Source organism: Ruegeria sp. C9, from assembly GCF_056537585.1.
This window is the reverse complement of record NZ_JBQFRU010000008.1, coordinates 47,009-63,860: the sequence shown is the minus strand read 5'-3', so window position 1 is coordinate 63,860 and position 16,852 is coordinate 47,009. Positions and strand designations below refer to the sequence as shown.

The 16,852-nt window shown below is 59.6% G+C and carries 14 protein-coding genes; 11 read left to right on the top strand and 3 right to left on the bottom strand.

The genetic code is table 11. The annotated features are described in order from the left end of the window. The first annotated feature begins 34 nt into the window (after positions 1-34). The gene (locus ACR0NE_RS19340; RefSeq protein ID WP_170595162.1) at positions 35-1,306 is read left to right on the top strand and encodes an NAD(P)/FAD-dependent oxidoreductase; all 1,272 of its coding nucleotides are present in this window, start codon (positions 35-37) and stop codon (positions 1,304-1,306) included. 2 nt (positions 1,307-1,308) lie between these two features. Here ACR0NE_RS19340 and ACR0NE_RS19335 read toward each other — a convergent pair whose 3' ends face one another. Continuing rightward, entirely contained in the window at positions 1,309-2,010 is a 702-nt protein-coding gene (locus ACR0NE_RS19335) for an SDR family oxidoreductase (RefSeq protein WP_480459942.1), read from the bottom strand. 103 nt (positions 2,011-2,113) lie between these two features. Between ACR0NE_RS19335 and ACR0NE_RS19330 the strand changes: the two genes are divergently transcribed. Next, a complete protein-coding gene (locus ACR0NE_RS19330) occupies positions 2,114-2,965 on the top strand; it encodes a LysR substrate-binding domain-containing protein (RefSeq protein ID WP_170595168.1) in 852 nt (283 codons plus the stop codon). On the opposite strand, the gene ACR0NE_RS19325 is transcribed toward ACR0NE_RS19330, so the two are convergent. After that, positions 2,956-3,858 carry a LysR family transcriptional regulator gene (locus ACR0NE_RS19325; protein WP_170595171.1) on the bottom strand — a complete coding sequence of 301 codons (903 nt, stop codon included), beginning with the start codon at positions 3,856-3,858 and terminating at the stop codon, positions 2,956-2,958. The two genes, ACR0NE_RS19330 and ACR0NE_RS19325, sit on opposite strands and share 10 nt — an antisense overlap. Before the next feature lie 77 nt (positions 3,859-3,935). On the opposite strand from ACR0NE_RS19325, the gene ACR0NE_RS19320 reads away from it, so the two are divergent. The 5 genes from ACR0NE_RS19320 to ACR0NE_RS19300 all read left to right on the top strand — a co-directional run bounded on the left by ACR0NE_RS19320 (position 3,936) and on the right by ACR0NE_RS19300 (position 11,113). Continuing rightward, positions 3,936-7,148, top strand: coding sequence for a reductive dehalogenase (locus tag ACR0NE_RS19320; protein WP_170595174.1), 3,213 nt, complete (start codon positions 3,936-3,938; stop codon positions 7,146-7,148). Between the two features lie 129 nt (positions 7,149-7,277). After that, positions 7,278-8,144, top strand: a complete 867-nt coding sequence (locus tag ACR0NE_RS19315; RefSeq protein WP_170595177.1) for an FAD binding domain-containing protein — start codon at positions 7,278-7,280, stop codon at positions 8,142-8,144. Continuing rightward, the gene (locus ACR0NE_RS19310; RefSeq protein ID WP_170408211.1) at positions 8,141-8,620 is read left to right on the top strand and encodes a (2Fe-2S)-binding protein; all 480 of its coding nucleotides are present in this window, start codon (positions 8,141-8,143) and stop codon (positions 8,618-8,620) included. The genes ACR0NE_RS19315 and ACR0NE_RS19310 overlap by 4 nt, the downstream gene beginning before the upstream one ends. Next, the gene (locus ACR0NE_RS19305) at positions 8,620-10,875 is read left to right on the top strand and encodes a xanthine dehydrogenase family protein molybdopterin-binding subunit (protein WP_170595180.1); all 2,256 of its coding nucleotides are present in this window, start codon (positions 8,620-8,622) and stop codon (positions 10,873-10,875) included. Before ACR0NE_RS19310 ends, ACR0NE_RS19305 begins: the two co-directional genes overlap by 1 nt. After that, positions 10,868-11,113, top strand: coding sequence for a MoaD/ThiS family protein (locus ACR0NE_RS19300; protein ID WP_170408213.1), 246 nt, complete (start codon positions 10,868-10,870; stop codon positions 11,111-11,113). Before ACR0NE_RS19305 ends, ACR0NE_RS19300 begins: the two co-directional genes overlap by 8 nt. Positions 11,114-11,141: 28 nt before the next feature. Here ACR0NE_RS19300 and ACR0NE_RS19295 read toward each other — a convergent pair whose 3' ends face one another. Then, positions 11,142-12,014, bottom strand: a complete 873-nt coding sequence (locus tag ACR0NE_RS19295) for a LysR family transcriptional regulator (RefSeq protein WP_170595183.1) — start codon at positions 12,012-12,014, stop codon at positions 11,142-11,144. Between the two features lie 99 nt (positions 12,015-12,113). Here ACR0NE_RS19295 and ACR0NE_RS19290 point away from each other — a divergent pair, with 99 nt between their 5' ends. From ACR0NE_RS19290 to ACR0NE_RS19275, 4 genes are read left to right on the top strand one after another with little or no spacing between them, the layout of a single operon-like run. Further along, a complete protein-coding gene (locus ACR0NE_RS19290) occupies positions 12,114-13,556 on the top strand; it encodes an aldehyde dehydrogenase family protein (protein WP_170566730.1) in 1,443 nt (480 codons plus the stop codon). Next, positions 13,556-14,533: a membrane dipeptidase gene (locus ACR0NE_RS19285; RefSeq protein WP_170425671.1), complete on the top strand. Its 978-nt coding sequence runs from the start codon at positions 13,556-13,558 to the stop codon at positions 14,531-14,533. Before ACR0NE_RS19290 ends, ACR0NE_RS19285 begins: the two co-directional genes overlap by 1 nt. Beyond that, positions 14,533-16,215: a hypothetical protein gene (locus tag ACR0NE_RS19280; protein WP_480459944.1), complete on the top strand. Its 1,683-nt coding sequence runs from the start codon at positions 14,533-14,535 to the stop codon at positions 16,213-16,215. Before ACR0NE_RS19285 ends, ACR0NE_RS19280 begins: the two co-directional genes overlap by 1 nt. Next, positions 16,212-16,841 carry a DUF3726 domain-containing protein gene (locus tag ACR0NE_RS19275; protein WP_170514563.1) on the top strand — a complete coding sequence of 210 codons (630 nt, stop codon included), beginning with the start codon at positions 16,212-16,214 and terminating at the stop codon, positions 16,839-16,841. The genes ACR0NE_RS19280 and ACR0NE_RS19275 overlap by 4 nt, the downstream gene beginning before the upstream one ends. Positions 16,842-16,852: the final 11 nt, after the last annotated feature.

Genomic DNA, 16,852 nt, shown 5'->3' with positions numbered 1-16,852 from the left:
CTGATGATCAGCGAAACTTTGGCGAGGCCCGGGCATGCGCGACTATGATCAATCGTTATGGCGGCAGACCTGTCGCGAGCGTATCGACACGCAAAAGCTTTCTGATGACGTAAGCGTTGATCTTGCCGTGATCGGCGGTGGTTACACCGGGTGTTCTGCGGCCTTGACCGCAGCAAAAGCGGGGGCTTCGGTGTGCCTGCTCGAAGCGCATCAGATCGGCCATGGTGGATCGGGGCGGAATGTCGGTCTCGTCAACGCAGGGCTTTGGCTGCCACCCGATCAAATTCGGTCGCATCTGGGGCAAATGGCGGGGGATCGGTTGATCGATCTGCTGGCTAACGCGCCGTCAGACGTGTTCGAGTTGATTGAAGCGCACGGGATTGACTGCGAGCCTGAGCGGCAAGGCACGTTGCATTGTGCTCATTCGGCATCGGGCTTTGGTGATCTGCGTACACGCCACGCACAGCTGAGCGCTTCTGGTGCGCCGGTTGAATTGCTTGATCCTGATGCGTCGCGCCAGCGGACGGGCAGCCCGGCAGTCCACGGCGCATTGTTTGACCCCCGCGCGGGTACAATTCAGCCGCTGGGCTATGCGGTGGGACTGGCCCGCGCCGCACAGAATGCGGGGGCGCAGATATATACGCAAAGCCCGGTTCGATCTTTGCGGCAGGAAGCCGGGGCTTGGGTGCTGCAGGGGGATGGTGGAACCGTACGCGCAAGATCGGTTATTCAGGCGACCAACGCTTATCATCAGGGCATCGCCGATATGGCGCCCGACTATGTGCCGGTCTATTACTTCCAATACGCCACCGCGCCGCTGTCCCATAACCTGCGGGCCAGCATATTGCCGAAGGCAGAAGGATGCTGGGATACCGGCCTCATCATGACATCCTTCCGTTTGGATCAGACGGGGCGGTTCGTCATTGGCGGCATGGGGGATCTAAGCAGCGCCGGAGGATTTGCCCACAAATCCTGGATCAGGCGCAAACTGGCGGCGCTGTATCCGCAACTGGCGGATCAGCCGTTGATCGAGGGCTGGCATGGGCGGATTGCCATGACTTCGGATCACATTCCCAAAATCACTCAGATCGGGCCAAATGCGTTAGCCGCGCATGGGTTTTCTGGTCGCGGGATCGGGCCGGGCACCGTGTTCGGGCGCTTGATGGCAGAGAGCCTGCTGAAGGACGATCCGTCTTTGCTGCCGGTTCCGTCAGTGGCTGAGTATAGCGAAAACTGGACTGGCCTGCGCCGCGCCTTCTTCGAAACCGGCGCGGCGCTGACGCATCTTGTTAAGGCGCGGTTCTGAGTTCAGACAGACCGGGTGATACCGCCATCGACGCGGATGTTCTGCCCGGTTATGTAGCCTCCGCCTTCGGAGGCGAGCATAGCCACGACCGAGGCGATCTCATCATAGCTGCGCCCGTAGCGGCCCATCGGGATGCGTGTGCGGAACTCTTCTTTTTCCGGAAGGCTGTCGATGAACCCGGGCAAGACGTTGTTCATGCGGATGTTGTCGGCGGCGTATTTGTCCGAGAACAGCTTGGTAAACGCCGCCAGCCCGGCGCGGAATACGCCCGAGGTAGGAAAAACCGGGTCCGGTTCAAACGCAGCAAAGGTTGAGATGTTGATGATCGATCCACCGCCCTGCGCTTGCATGATAGGGGTCACCAACCGCGTGGGTCTTACGGCATTCATGAAATAGACATCCATGCCGGTGTGCCAGTCTTCATCGGTCAGTTCCAGCACCGCTGCGCGGGGTCCGTGCCCGGCTGAGTTCACCAGCACATCGATCCGCCCCCAATGGGACATTGCAGCGTCGACCAGTTTCTGCAGGTCATCATTCGACTGGTTTGAGCCCGTGATGCCCACGCCACCCAACTCATGCGCCAGCGCCTCGCCCTTGCCTGACGAGGACAGAATGCCGACTTTGAAACCATCAGCCGCCAATCTGCGCGCGGAATCCGCGCCCATTCCGCTGCCGCCTGCCGTGATCAATGCTACTTTTTCCATCTTCACGCTCCTTTGCGATATCTGATGCAAAGATGGCTGGCAGAGTTCACTTTGACCAATCAGTTCTGTTGCGCAGCGGCAGTAGAAAATCTACAGTCTAGTTATGCCCGCTCTTCCACCTCTCAATGCGATGCGCGCCTTTGAGGCCTCGGCACGCCACTTAAACTTTCGCTTGGCTGCGGAAGAAATTGGAGTGACGCAAGGGGCCGTTGCGCAGCAGGTGCGGGGGTTGGAGGCGCGTCTGGGCACTGCACTCTTTGAACGACTACCACGTGGGTTGCGCTTGACCGAAGCGGGGCGTCGGTTCCACGCGCCTTTGCGTCGGGCGTTTCGGCTGATTGAAGAGGCTGTCGATGAGCTGGCTGATCAGCGGCAGATCACGATCTCGGTCACGCCCAGCTTTGCCTCAAAATGGCTGGTTCCGCGTCTGAATGATTTTGTGACCCGCCATCCCGATATATCGGTGCAGGTTGATGCGCGCGAGCGGTTGGCGGATTTCCAGTCTGATGGAATTGATATCGCGGTACGCCAAAGCCGTTCACCGGTTGCGCGGGGTCTGCAAGCGACACCTCTGTTCTCGACCGAGTTCGTTGTCGTGGGCAGTCCGGACCTCGCATCACAAATTTCCGGTCCAGACGACCTGATGCAACACGTTCTGCTCAGCGATTCCCATGGGCTGTGGCCATTGTTTCTTGAACGCGCCGGGGTCGAGGGGAAGCCTCGGATGATGAGTTTTAGCCAGACAAGTCTGGCAATTGACGCCGCAATCTCAGGGCAAGGTTTTGCTCTGGCAAATGCGCCGCTTGTGTCGGCTGAACTGGCCTCGGGTCGGTTAATTCAGCCGCTCTCCGAGGTGCTGGTTGACGATCTGAGCTTTTTCATCGTCACCCCGCAGAAACCACGTCAGCCAGAGCTGGTGAGACAGATGCGTGAATGGCTGCTGTCTCAGGTCTGAAGCGTGGCTGCAATCGAGTCGATCCGTTCCCGTAACCAACGATGTGCCGGGTCGTTGGCCGAGCGTTGATGCCAGACCATATAGATCGACACCGGTTTGCATTTGAACGGCAAAGGCGCGCTGTCCAGAGTGGCAAGCGGCCCCTGTTTCATCAGTGCCGTGTCGGTCGAGATCAGGTCGCTGCCTTTCACGAAAGGCGGGATTGCGTTAAAATGCGGCAGGGTTACGACGGGCGGTCTGATCTGGCTTTGATCCACGCCACGCATCACGGCGCGGGCATTGCGGCCGTCTGCAAAGCGCACCTCGACATGGTCGCTGTTGCAATAGGACTGCCAATCAATTGGCGGATCGCGTCGGGAGGCGTCGTAAAATACCATCAACGGACTAGTGATCAGCCGCTTCTGAAAGATATCCGGCCCGTCCGGAGGCAGCGGGGTGAGCATCAGTTGACACCGGTCGCTGCGCAGCAAGTCCGGGTCGGGAACCCCCGAAGGGATGAACTCCAGCCGCAACCTGACGCCTTCGGCCCGCGTTGTGCGCAGAAGATCGGGAAAGATCAACTCGCGCGGCATGTCGTTGGTGGCGATCTTGATGTCCATCTGATCGGACAGCGGATCGAACGGGCGGCCCTCGGTCAGGGCGCGCATGTTATCCAACACCTGTTGCACCGGCTCTTTCAACGACAAAGCGCGTTCGGTCGGGGTCAGCCCCTGTCCGGATCGGACAAATAGTGGATCGCCCAGCACTTGCCGCAACTTGCCCAGCGTATGGCTGATGGCCGATTGCGTCACCTCTAACCGGTCGGCAGCTTTCGACACCGAGCTTTCTTCGAGTATCGTCAGGAACACCCGTAGGACCTTGCCGTCCAGATCTGTGAAATCAATTCTGCTCATACCATTTATGATTATTCATGAATGGATTTGGTGTCCATGCCGGGGTAGGGGAAAGGGCAGCTAACTGGAGGCGCGCGATGGGGATCCGCTTTTTCTCGGACAAGAACAGACCTGTTCACATGGGTCCGTTCCCGCTGGAACGGCTGGCGCGGCTGGATCGGATGCCTGATCTGGCGCAGGTCGAACCGATGTGTGCGCTTAGCTTTCGCAGGCCCGAGCAGCCCGAAAGCATCGTGAATGCGATGGGCGAGTTTCAGGCGATGATGGACGCAATTCGGGATGGATTTGTGAACCCCGTCGCATCGGAAATTCCTGCCAACCCAGCAGATCGTGCCAATCATCTGAAAGCGTTTGGCTATTTCAACGATGCGTCGATGATGGGCTGTGGGCCGCTACCCGCGGAGGCGATGCTGGCTGAGCCTCGGCGCAACCCGGATATCGACCGGCTGGCTCATGCGCTTAGGACGCGGCAAACCAAAACGCTGGCCTCGGGCATCGATCTGATCATGGCGGATCTAAAAGAAAGCATGGAGGCCGCGCCACGCCCGATGGACTGTCATCGCCATACGCTCGTGTTTCTCTATGAGTTCAACCGCGATCCGGACCCCTCGGAGCCCGGGTCCGATTGGATCATGGATGCGCAGGATCACCGCGCCTGTTTGCTTGCCACCGAGAATGCAGTGGTCATTGCCAACTACATCCGCCTCCTGGGTTTCGATGCGCGGGCGCATACGGCGATGTCCTCTGAGGTTGATCTGGGCAAGCTGGCAGTTGCTGCGGGTCTGGCCTCGGTTGAGGATGGTGCGGTTGTGGTGCCCTGGTTGGGTAAGCGGTTCGGATTGGCCGCTGTGACCACCGAAATGGAGATCGCGCATGACCGACCCTTGCAACCGCTGGCCGAACAACCGTGGTTCCGCACGCAAGGACCTGCATGGTGGCTGGGTGCAGGCTTCGCCAAGAACGCTCTGAACCGGGATGCCTATGCCAAGCGGCGCTATGTGGACGGGGCACATCCTTTTGAAAACCTCAAACGAGTCGAAACAACGACCACCTATATCGACGAGCAAAACGTAGCCCGGGTGCCCAAACGCGCAGACATGTTTGCGCGGGCTCAGTTCGGCGACATGGGAAAATCGCTGCAGGACGCGACCAAGGGCGGGCATTACGTGCGCAAATCCGCCCCCAGCTTTGCCCAACGCCGCGCGCTGGGCGCGTTTGTTTTGCTGCAGGACGGTGACAGCGCCGAGGCTGTACAACCCACAGATACCGAAAGAAATGCCGCGAATATCAAGGCTGCAACCTATTTCCTTGGGGTCGATGCGGTCGGGCTCAGCCGGTGCCCCGAGTGGAGCTGGTATTCCCATGACGCCACCGGAGAAGAAATCGTTCCGCCCCATGATCAGGCGATCAGCATGATCATCGACCAGGGTTACGAGACGATGGAAGGCGCCAGCGGGGATGACTGGATCAGCGTCGCCCAGTCCATGCGGGCCTATCTGCGGTTCTCGCTGCTGGGGGGTGTGATCGCGCAGCAGATTCGCAACCTCGGCTACAAAGCCAAGGCGCATACGGTGATGGATGGCGAGGTGCTGCAGCCTCCGCTGTTGCTATTGTCAGGCTTGGGCGAAGTCAGCCGCATCGGAGAGGTCATCCTGAACCCCTATCTTGGCCCGCGCCTGAAATCCGGTGTCGTGACAACCGACATGCCGATGACGCATGACAAGCCCATCGATTTCGGCCTTCAGACGTTTTGCGAAAGCTGCAACAAATGCGCTCGGGAATGCCCTTCGGGCGCGATCACTGCCGGGCCAAAGCTGATGTTCAACGGCTATGAAATCTGGAAATCCGACAGCCAGAAATGCGCCACTTACCGTATCACCACGCCCGGGGGGGCGATGTGCGGACGATGCATGAAGACCTGCCCGTGGAATCTCGAAGGTATATTCAAGGAACGCCCGTTCCGATGGGCCGCGATGAATATTCCGCAGGCCGCGCCTGCATTGGCCAAACTGGATGATGCGGTCGGCAATGGTGGTCTAAATAACATCAAGAAATGGTGGTGGGATATCGAGCTGGAACCTGACGGGGCCTATCGCCCGTCGCAGCACCCATTGAACCGGCGGGACCTACAAAAAGACCTCGATTTGAAGTACGAGGATCAGACGCTTGCTGTCTACCCCGCTCCTCTCGCTCCGCACCCATGGCCCTATCCCTTCAACATGGACCGGGAAGCCGGGATTGCCGCCTATGAGGCGATGGTCACAGCTGAAGACTACAAAGCGCGCAAAACGGCAGGCGATATGTCTGTGATCCACCGTTATCAGGTCGCAGGGGACGCCCCGGTGATGCGGGTGGAACTAACCAAGGTCGACAAGATGACCTCGGATGTCACCAAGTACGAGTTCTCAACCCTCGACGGTGCGCCCTTGCCGAAATGGACTGCGGGCGCGCATCTGGACGTGCTGGTTTCGCCCGAATTCCTGCGGCAGTACTCGATGTCGGGCGATCCCTCCGACCGCAACACTTATCAGATCGGCGTGCTGCGCGAGGATGAGGGGCGCGGCGGCTCGGCCTTGCTGCATCGCATCTTCAACGAAGGGCGCAAGGTCTTCATCTCAAAGCCGATAAACCATTTTGAGCTGGACGAGACTGCAACCAAAACCTTTCTGATGGGCGGCGGTATTGGCATCACGCCGATGATTGCTTTTGCCCACCGATTACATGCGATGGGCAAACCGTTCGAGCTTCACTATTCCGCCAGCACACGAGCAGGTGCCGGATATCTGGACGATCTGGCGGCTATGCCATGGGCCGATCACGTGCACTATCATTTCTCGGACGAGGGCACACGGGCCGATCTGGAGGCTGTTCTGGGCGGATATCAGGACGGATGGCACGTTTATACCTGCGGCCCCGACCGCTATATGGACGGCGTCATTCACGCAGCCGAACGGCAGGGGTTTCCGGAAGGTGCACGGCATCTCGAATATTTCTCGGTGCCGGAACAGCCTGAATATGAGAACCATCCGTTCACTCTGAAATTGGCGAAATCGGGTCGGGAGTTGACTGTACCCGCTGACAAAGATGCGGCGCAGGTACTTAATGAGGCGGGCTTTCACGTGGATGTGAAATGCGCTGATGGGATCTGCGGGGTCTGCAAATGTGACGTGATTTCAGGTGATATCGAACACCGCGATTTCGTTTTGTCCAAAAAACAACGCGAAGGTGCGATCATACTGTGCCAAAGCCGGGCGGCCCGGGCAGACGGGGTGATCGAGATCGATCTGTGATTGCTCTCGATAAAACGACATTTTGAATCCCAAAAATTGGTCGTTCCAGCCATGGACGCCGCCGACTTGCTGCACTAACGTCCCCGGCGAACCCCAGTCTATCCTGATCAACAGGTGCGAGGTACTTTCATGGAATATCACAGCCCCGCCAGCTTTGCCGAGGCGTCGGCTCTGGCCGCAAATGCAATGGGCATCACTCGGTTTCTGGCAGGCGGCACCGATGTGCTGGTGCAGTTGCGCTCGGAATTGGTGACGCCCGATACGCTGATCGACATCAAGAAGATCGATGGCGTTAGCGAAATTACCCGCAATGCCGATGGCAGCTGGACGCTGGGCGTCGCCGCGACCGGCGCCGAGATGAGCGAGCACGCCGCGTTGGGCCGCGATTGGCCGGGTGTGGTCGAGGCGATGGACCTGATTGGATCGACTCAGGTACAGGGGCGTGCGACGCTGACCGGGAATCTGTGCAATGGCTCTCCGGCGGCGGATTCGGTGCCAGCGATGGTTGCGGCAGGCGTTACGGTTACCGTGACTGGCCCGGACGGCACACGAGAGGTGGCGGTCGAAGACATCCCGACGGGACCTGGCAAGACCTCACTGGCCAAAGGCGAACTGATCTCGGCGGTCAACATTCCGGCGCGTGGCGACAACGCCGGTGACGCCTATCTGCGCTTTATCCCGCGCACCGAGATGGACATCGCGGTGGTTGGTGTGGGCGTAAGCTTGCGGCTGGATGGTGATACCATCACCGAAGCGCGTGTCTCGCTGGGCGCTGTCGCGCCGACCGTACTGCTGGTCGAAGACTGTGCGAAAGCGATTATCGGCAGCACGTTGGATGACGCGGCGCTGGACGCGCTCGCTGCAGCGGCCTCGGCTGCCTGCAACCCCATTGATGACAAACGCGGCACTATTGCATTCCGCACCGAAGTTGCTGGCGTTCTGGCCAAGCGCGCCGCAAAAATCGCCTATGCCCGCGCAAAGGGAGAAGACGTATGAGTAAGTTCCACGTATCCACCACCGTGAATGGGGACGCGGTTGAATACCTCTGCGACCCACGCGAAACCCTGCTGGACTGTCTGCGCGACAAGCTGAACCTGACCGGCGCGAAAGAGGGCTGCGGCACCGGCGATTGCGGTGCTTGTTCGGTCAGCGTCGATGGCCGTCTTGTGTGTTCATGCCTGATGTTGGGCGTCGAGGCTGAAGGCAAGCAGATCGAAACGGTCGAAGGGATCGCGGACGGCGACGTCCTGCATCCGCTGCAAAAGAAGATGATCGAGTATGCCGCCCTGCAATGCGGCATCTGTACCCCGGGCATTCTGGTGGCGGCCAAGTCGCTGCTGGAAAAGAACCCCAATCCCACCGAAGAGGAAACCCGGTACTGGCTGGCGGGCAACCTCTGCCGCTGCACCGGCTATGACAAAATCATTCGCGCCGTGATGGATACGGCGGCTGAGATGCGGGAGGCTTCGTAATGGCACTGGACGATCGCAAATCTGACTTCACCTTTGTCGGCACCCGACCCGATCGCCCTGACGGTCTGGACAAGGTGACGGGCCGCGCCAAGTTCGGTGCGGATATCTCAGCCCCCGGCATGTTGCATGGCGCCATCCTGCGTTCACCCCATGCCCATGCGCGGATCGTCAAGATTGATGCTTCAAAGGCCGAGGCCCACAAAGACGTCAAAGCCGTCGTGACCCGCGCCGATTTCGCCGATGTTCCGTTCAAGCCGGGGCTGGAAGGCGAATTCTGGAGCGTGCTGGAAAATGTCATGGCGGGCGAAAAGGCTCTGTATGACGGCCATGCGGTAGCAGCAGTTGCAGCGACATCAGCCTTGGCGGCACGCGATGCGCTGAAGCTGATCGAGGTTGAATATGAAGTTTTGCCCCACGTCACAGATGTGGACAAGGCGATGGCACCGGACGCGCCTGTCATCCGCGAAGGTGCGGCAGATTATTCGGTGCCTGAGGGGATGCACCCCAACGTGGTGCGCTATCACGAAAGCGGCCACGGAGATGTCGAAGCCGGATTTGCCGAGGCGGATCTGGTAATTGAGGACAGCTTCGTTACCGAGGCAACCCATCAGGGTTACATTGAACCTCATGCCTGCATGGGGTCTCTGGGTACTGACGGCAAAGGTGAGCTTTGGTGCACCACCCAGGGCCATTGGATCGCACAGAAAACCTGCGCGGCGTTGCTGGGCATCGAAACCTCACAACTGCGTGTGACCGCGTCTGAGATCGGCGGCGGCTTTGGTGGTAAGACCACTGTGTTCATCGAACCGGTTGCGTTGGCGCTCAGCCGCAAGGCCAACCGCCCCGTAAAGATCGTGATGACCCGGTCCGAGGTGTTCCGTGCGACCGGCCCGACCTCATCGGCGTCGATGGACATCAAGATCGGCATGAAAAAGGACGGCACCATCACAGCAGCCGAAGGCATCTTCCGCCTGCAGGGTGGTGCCTTCCCGGGTGCACCCGGCGACATGACCGCCATGTGTGCCTTTGCGCCCTACAACCTGACCAACGTTCGCCAGGTCGGTTATGACGTGATGGCCAACCGCCCGAAACAGGCCGCTTATCGCGCGCCGGGCGCTCCGATGGGTGCGTTTGCGGTCGAGTCCGTTCTGGATGAGCTGTGCAATCAACTCGGCCTCGACCCGGTGGATGTGCGCCTAAAAAACGCCGCGCATGAAGGCACCAAAGCCAGCTATGGCCCGACCTATGAGCGTATAGGTCTTGTCGAAACGCTTGAGGCCGCCAAGGCGCATCCGCATTACTCGGCCCCTTTGAAGCCGGGGCAAGGGCGCGGCATTTCCTGTGGGTTCTGGTTCAACCATGGTGGTGAGACCTCGGTATCTCTGGCGCTGTCCGAGGACGGCTCGGCCCAAGTCATGGTCGGTACACCGGACATCGGCGGATCACGTGCGTCGATGGCTCTGATGGCAGCTGAAGTTCTGGGTATCCCCTACGAGAATATCCGCGTGACCGTCGCCGATACGGCAACGCTGGGTTACAATGACGTAAGCCATGGCAGTCGCGTGACCTATGCCTCGGGTCTGGCGACAATCAAGGCGGCGCGCCATGCGGTCGAGCAGCTATGTGCCCGCGCAGCGGCCAGTTGGGGAATTCCGGTTGATGCGGTGAAATGGGAGAACGGTTGTGCCGTGCCCTCAGGCCCCAATGCCGGTGACTTCGATCCGCGCCCGCTGGCCGATATCACCGCCCATATGGGCGCGACCGGCGGCCCGATCTCGGGCCATTTCGAGGCTACGCCGGAAGGCGCGGGTGTATCCTTTGGCACCCATATCGTGGATGCCGAGGTCGACCCGGAAACCGGCAAGACCAGCATCACCCGCTACACGGTCATTCAGGACGCGGGCAAGGCGATCCACCCGACCTATGTCGAAGGCCAGTATCAGGGCGGAGCTGCGCAGGGCATCGGCTGGGCGCTGAACGAGGAATATATCTATGGTGAGGATGGCCGCTTGCAGAACTCGATTTTCCTCGATTACCGCATCCCGGTCGCCAGCGATCTGCCGATGATCGACACGGTGATTGTCGAAGTGCCCAACCCCGGCCACCCGTTCGGTGTGCGTGGTGTGGGAGAGACCGGCATCGTGCCGCCGTTGGCCGCCATCGCCAACGCGGTCTCCAACGCGGCCGGTGTACGCCTGAAGCAACTGCCAATGTCCCCGCCGCGCATTCTTGCCGCGCTCAAGGACAATGGTTGAGGTCCACCTCTGGTCTAGCCTCCGGTCTTTGACCGGGGGTCGCGAGGTGGTCGAGGTTGAGGCCGCCACCACGGGCGAATTGCTGCAGGAACTGGTGCGTATACATCCCCGGCTGCAGGCACCGATCGATGCTGGGGTCTCGGTGGCGTTGGACGGGCGCATCATCGCGACCGGACTGTCTGAGCCGATTCCGGAAGGTGCCGAGGTTTATCTGATGCAGCGTCTCAGGGGCGGTTGAAGGCGAAAGGTCTAATCGACCCCCTCCCTCACGCGAAATCACGGGATAGGATGAACGCGCAACACTGCTCGGTCAGATCTTGGAAGCGCGAACGCTCGCGGACATAGAGATACACTTGCCTTTTGTCGTGAAGGTCCGTGATCGGGCGGTAAGACACCGCCTCCGGCAAGAATTCGGCAACGGTTTGAGGAAGCACCGTGATCCACTCGCCCGATCGCACTAGTGTGATAAGTGAATGCGTGTTGTGAATTGTGATCTCGGCGTTTTTGATTGCCGTATGGAAAGCCGGCGTTTGAATCAGATCGCATAACATGTTTCGGACAAAGGGCGCGGTGGCCATGTCGGGGATAGTCAGCGGTTCAGCGCGTGTGATCAGAGGATGATCCGAGGCCGCGACCAATCCAAAGGAGTCCTGAAATAGCGGAATGGTTTGGATGCCGTTAAGGGCGTGATACCCGGATGCGATTCCGATATCTGCCTGATCCTGAGCGATGGCATCCAACACCTGCTGCGTGTCGGTGTCGCGCAGCTCGATCTTCACCCCGGGGGATTCGCTGCTCATGTGGTGCAATAGTGGTGGAAAGATCAACGCGCCAACCGACGGGACGGATACGATCCGGATCAATCCCTGTTCAGCCAGCGCGGCGGCCTCGATATTCTGGACAGTCTGATCGAATTGGCGCACTTGCCGCAAGCCCAGATCGAGTACCTGCTCACCCAGCAGGGAAAGCTGGTTCTTACGCTCGCCTTCGAACAGCTTTTTGCCCAGATGGTCTTCGAGCTGCTTCAATGTCATCGAGACGGCTGATTGCGTTCGACCAAGGCGGTCGGCGGCCTCGGACAGGTTCCCGGTCTGGGCCACCGTGCAAAAGCAACGCAGCATCTCAATCTTGATTGCCAACTTCAGGTTCCTTGAAGTTTGTTTAAGTTATTTGAGTTTGACTGATGTGCATCGGAAAATCCATCCTGTGACAAACGAATTCCGACTCTGGGGCGCATTGTGACCAAACTGAACCTGATCGCTGGCGAATGGCTGGCAGGCGAAAGCGAAATCGAAAACCGCAACCCTTCTGATTTGACTGACCTGGTTGGTATGTTCGCGCAAGCCAGCAGCGACCAACTTGAAGCGACGCTGGATCAGGCGCGTATCGCGCAAGCTGAATGGGCTGCCTATGGGCTGGAACGTAAGCAGGCCGTTCTGAACGCCATCGGTAACGAGCTGATGACCCGCGCCGAGGAACTGGGCACGTTGCTCAGCCGGGAAGAGGGCAAGCCGCTGGCCGAAGGTAAGGGCGAGGTCTATCGAGCGGGTCAGTTCTTTACCTACTACGCCGCTGAATGTCTTCGTCAGATTGGGGAAAACGCCGACTCCGTTCGCCCCGACATCGAGATTGACGTGCGCCGCGAAGCGGTGGGTGTTGTCGCCATTATCAGCCCGTGGAACTTTCCCACCGCGACCGCTTCGTGGAAGATTGCGCCCGCACTGTGCTATGGCAACGCTGTGGTGTGGAAACCGGCGAACATCACCCCGGCCTCGGCCGTGGCACTGACCGAAATCATCGAACGGCAGGACATTCCCAAAGGTCTGTTCAGCCTCGTTATGGGCTCAGGCCGCAGCATCGGGCAGCGTTTGGTCGAAAGTCCTAAGGTCAACGCGATCTCTTTCACCGGCTCGGTTCCGGTCGGCAAGGGCATCGCGGCGGCGGCGATCCAGAACCTGACCAAAGTTCAGATGGAGATGGGGTCCAAGAACGCGCTGGCCGTGATGGACGACGCGGATTTGGATCTGGCGGTTTCGCTGGCGCTGGGTGGTGCATTCGGCGGCACCGGTCAGAAATGCACCGCCTCGTCGCGGCTGGTGGTGCATGCAGGCATCCATGATGCTTTTGTCGAGAAACTCGTCGCAGGCGCGCAGGCGATGAAAGTTGGCCACGCGCTGGAAGAAGGTGTTCAGATGGGCCCCGTCGTAAGCCAGCAGCAACTAGGCGAGAACCTCGCCTATGTCGATCTGGGTAAATCTGAAGGGGCCGAACTGGCCTGCGGTGGACAGCGCCTAGAGATGCCGCATGAGGGCTTCTACATGTCGCCGGGCGTGTTCCTGAACACCACCAACGACATGCGCATAAACCGCGAGGAAATGTTCGCGCCGCTGACCAGCGTCATCAAGGTCGGCAGCTATGACGAGGCGCTGAGCGTGGTGAACGACACCAATTTCGGCCTGACCTCGGGCATCGTGACTAAATCGCTGGCCCGTGCCACCCATTTCCGCCGCAATGCGCGAACTGGTGTGGTGACGGTGAATTTGCCTACAGCAGGCACCGATTATCACGTACCCTTTGGCGGTCGCGGCGACAGCTCGTACGGGCCGCGCGAACAAGGCAAAGCAGCGGCAGAGTTCTATACCACCGTCAAGACCGCCTATATCAGCGCAGGCCCCGTCTGATGCGTATCGACGCGCTGCAATATGCCAACTGGTCGGAGAAGATTTTCCGCCAACTGCGCGAAGGCGGCGTGGATGCGATCCACGTCACCATCGCTTATCATGAGAATTTCCGCGAAACCGTTCTGAACTTTGAAAAGTGGAATCGCTGGTTCGAGCAATACCCGGACCTGATCATGAAAGGCCGTTGGGCCAGCGACATCGACATCGCGCGCGAAACGGGGCGGACGGCTGTATTCTTCGGGTTTCAGAACCCATCCCCGATCGAAGACGATATCGGTCTGGTTGAGGTTCTGCATGATCTGGGCGCTCGCTTCATGCAGCTGACCTATAACAACCAGTCGCTGCTGGCGACCGGCTGTTACGAGGCCGAAGACACCGGCATCACCCGCATGGGCAAGCAGGTGATCAAAGAGATGAACCGCGTGGGCCTTGTTGTCGACATGAGCCATTCGGCGGATCGGTCGACCATCGAAGCGGCGGAATTGTCCGAGCGCCCCATCGCCATCACCCATGCCAATCCGCACGAATGGTCACCTGCTTTGCGCAACAAGCGCGATGCGGTGATACGGGCGGTGACGAAAAATGGTGGGATGCTGGGCTTTTCGGTCTATCCTCATCACCTCAAGGACAAGTCCGACTGCGCGTTGGAGAGTTTCTGTGAGATGATCGCCCGAACGGCTGAGAAATACGGTGCCCAGCATCTGGGGATTGGCACCGACCTGTGTCAAGATCAGCCCGACAGTGTGGTTGAATGGATGCGCGTGGGGCGCTGGACAAAACAGATCGACTATGGCGAGGGTTCGGCCTCGGCCCCCGGTTTCCCGCCAATGCCGGGCTGGTTTCGGGACAATCGCGACTTCGGCAACATCGAGTCCGGCTTGCGCGCCACTGGCATGAACTCCGACGAGGTCGCGGGGATCATGGGCGGCAACTGGTACCGCTTCTTTGCCGATAATTTTGGGCCACAAGGCACATGATGGACCAAAACCCGCATATCGCACGCCGCGACCAGGCCACTGTGATGCGCCTGTCCCGTCTAGGATCGTCGCATCAATGCCGTCTAAGTTTCATGCGGCAATTGACCCGTCGGATGGCTGCCGAAAACTGGACGTTCACCCGCCCAGTCTTCCAGATTGATGAAAAGGGCGTCGGTCACGCGGTCTACACTGCACAAGGTCCGGAACGCGCTTATTCGTTGGTGGCGTTTGCCCATGATCTGCCACCCGAGCAACGCTCGGATCGTGTGATCGCCGAGGCATGGGACGCGACCTTTGCGTTGTTTGACGGAATTCCTGACCCGGAAGACATTGAGCGGCTTTCGCAAAACGTACCTCTGCAAGAGGCCGGGCGCGTAAGCGAAAGCGAGCTGTCCTTGTCACGCGCCAACCGCTCGGTGCGTCTGTGGGCACATGTTGTGGATCGTCTTGCCACCGGTCAGCAGCCCGACCTCGAACAGATTTACAAGGTCGGTTACCTGATGCGGACAACCGCCGTCTATGGCTCGGGCAAGTTCGGCGCGGCAGATCGTGAGAGGATTGCAGACCGAGACGAAGTCAGCGCGCCATTTCAGGCCGAGATGCTTTCGGTCTACCTGACGCGGACCTTCGTGCGCGATCTGGTGGAACATATGGCCCGCGCCAGGGGTGGCGACCAGACCGCAGAGTTGAGCCCGGAAATCGCGCGTTGGCTCGGTATAGGCAATTCGACCGGGCTAGGTATGGCACCTTTCATCGTCAATCACCCGATCCTGTTCAACAACTGGATCATGGTCCGGGAAGAGGCGATCTCGCGGGTTCGGTCCATTGAGACCGCAACAGAGGCAGAAGCGGCCAAGTTTCGCAACATCTTCGCCCGTAGCAAATTGTCGATCTCGTGGTGGAAGTCCGAGCATCCAATCCAGATCGAAAAGCTCGCGGCGCTGAATGCTGACTTGTGCGCAATATCGGACTATCTCGACAAGACCGATCTGACGGGCAATCAGCCGTGGGACCGCTTGATATTGTGGTCTCAGGCTACGCTCAGCGAAGAAGGGCAGGAGTTGTTGGCCTCGCTGATCCTTGAACCCTACGGTGAACTGGTCGATGGGCTGACCAGCTGTATGGCAGACAGCAACGGTGCGGCGCATGTGATTGATGGCACGATGACCGTTGGCGCGGTGCGCGACCTGATCCGCGCCAGCTTTGGCTGGGCAATGGATCTGGACTGGAACGCGCCCGAACACTGCGCGCGCGCTTGGTATGTGTCCGAGGAAAAGCTCGAGCCCCGGCTGGGTGAGCGGTTTGACGAACCGATTGCAGACTACGAACAGCCGCTAGCCCCGGCGCGCGACGCGGCTCTGGCCGAAAGCGCGCTTTCGGAATGGGCGGATGGTGCACCCATCGCCGAGTTCCTACTTGAACACCCTGAACACCGCCACACGATCCGTCGCGCGCAAATGAGCCGCGTAGCGCCTTACGGCGAAATTCGCGACAACACGATCAGCGCGGATGTTCTGCCGATCGACATGCTGCGTGCCAAACTCTCGTTCTTTGGTGCCACGCATTTCGATCCTCGTTCAGACCGCTGGGTACGTATCTGCATGTATGCTGGCGCGCCTTATCCCGAAGAGTTAAGCAGCAAGACTGCCGATCTGTGGGTCTATCCGGAGCTTGGACCGTGAACGTATCGCTGAATGAGGTCGAAGCCACGGCCAAACGCGCCGCGCGCGGAGCCGGATACCCCTGGGGACTGGCGGAAGAGGTCGGCAAAGCCACACGTTGGCTATGCGCGCACGGGATTGATGGCACGAATTCCCTTGCGCAATTGTTGGAGCAAGGTCTGGCGGCCTCGCTCAAGAATCACCGCCCGGTTGAGATGCAGTCGGCTTGGGCGGGGCAAGGCGTGCTTTGCCCGATCATCACGGGCGCTTTGCTGTCTGATCGGTCTGACCTGCTGCACGCAGGTCCCATACGTATTCAGAAGCTCGCAGTACCTGTTTTTCTGCTGCCCTTCGTAGCCTCGGCGGCACGCGCCCAGAATAACGTGATCACGCATACGTGCGATCTGTTCAGGGCCGCAACGGATGGCGATCGTCTGGAGGCGGGGCAGGATTGGCCATCGTTTTCTGATCACACCCAGATCACGCTGGGCGGCCAACTTACCACCCCTCGACCGCACGTGACCCGCGCATCCCCGGACCCGGTTTGCTGGGACACCCTCAACCGATTTGCCCATCGCACCTACGCGCCTGCTACCGAAGAATCCCGACTGTTGGGTGCCGGCGCTGGCCTGTCCGACAATGACTGAATGAGAGAGCG

What these genes read in the sequence shown, in the direction of transcription:
- ACR0NE_RS19285 (WP_170425671.1), top strand. Translation starts at nt 13,556, where the DNA reads ATGCGTATCGACGCGCTGCAATATGCCAACTGGTCGGAGAAGATTTTC.
- ACR0NE_RS19300 (WP_170408213.1), top strand. Translation starts at nt 10,868, where the DNA reads ATGGTTGAGGTCCACCTCTGGTCTAGCCTCCGGTCTTTGACCGGGGGT.
- ACR0NE_RS19320 (WP_170595174.1), top strand. Translation starts at nt 3,936, where the DNA reads ATGGGGATCCGCTTTTTCTCGGACAAGAACAGACCTGTTCACATGGGT.
- ACR0NE_RS19310 (WP_170408211.1), top strand. Translation starts at nt 8,141, where the DNA reads ATGAGTAAGTTCCACGTATCCACCACCGTGAATGGGGACGCGGTTGAA.
- ACR0NE_RS19280 (WP_480459944.1), top strand. Translation starts at nt 14,533, where the DNA reads ATGGACCAAAACCCGCATATCGCACGCCGCGACCAGGCCACTGTGATG.
- ACR0NE_RS19305 (WP_170595180.1), top strand. Translation starts at nt 8,620, where the DNA reads ATGGCACTGGACGATCGCAAATCTGACTTCACCTTTGTCGGCACCCGA.
- ACR0NE_RS19335 (WP_480459942.1), bottom strand. Translation starts at nt 2,010, where the DNA reads ATGGAAAAAGTAGCATTGATCACGGCAGGCGGCAGCGGAATGGGCGCG.
- ACR0NE_RS19330 (WP_170595168.1), top strand. Translation starts at nt 2,114, where the DNA reads ATGCCCGCTCTTCCACCTCTCAATGCGATGCGCGCCTTTGAGGCCTCG.
- ACR0NE_RS19315 (WP_170595177.1), top strand. Translation starts at nt 7,278, where the DNA reads ATGGAATATCACAGCCCCGCCAGCTTTGCCGAGGCGTCGGCTCTGGCC.
- ACR0NE_RS19340 (WP_170595162.1), top strand. Translation starts at nt 35, where the DNA reads ATGCGCGACTATGATCAATCGTTATGGCGGCAGACCTGTCGCGAGCGT.
- ACR0NE_RS19325 (WP_170595171.1), bottom strand. Translation starts at nt 3,858, where the DNA reads ATGAGCAGAATTGATTTCACAGATCTGGACGGCAAGGTCCTACGGGTG.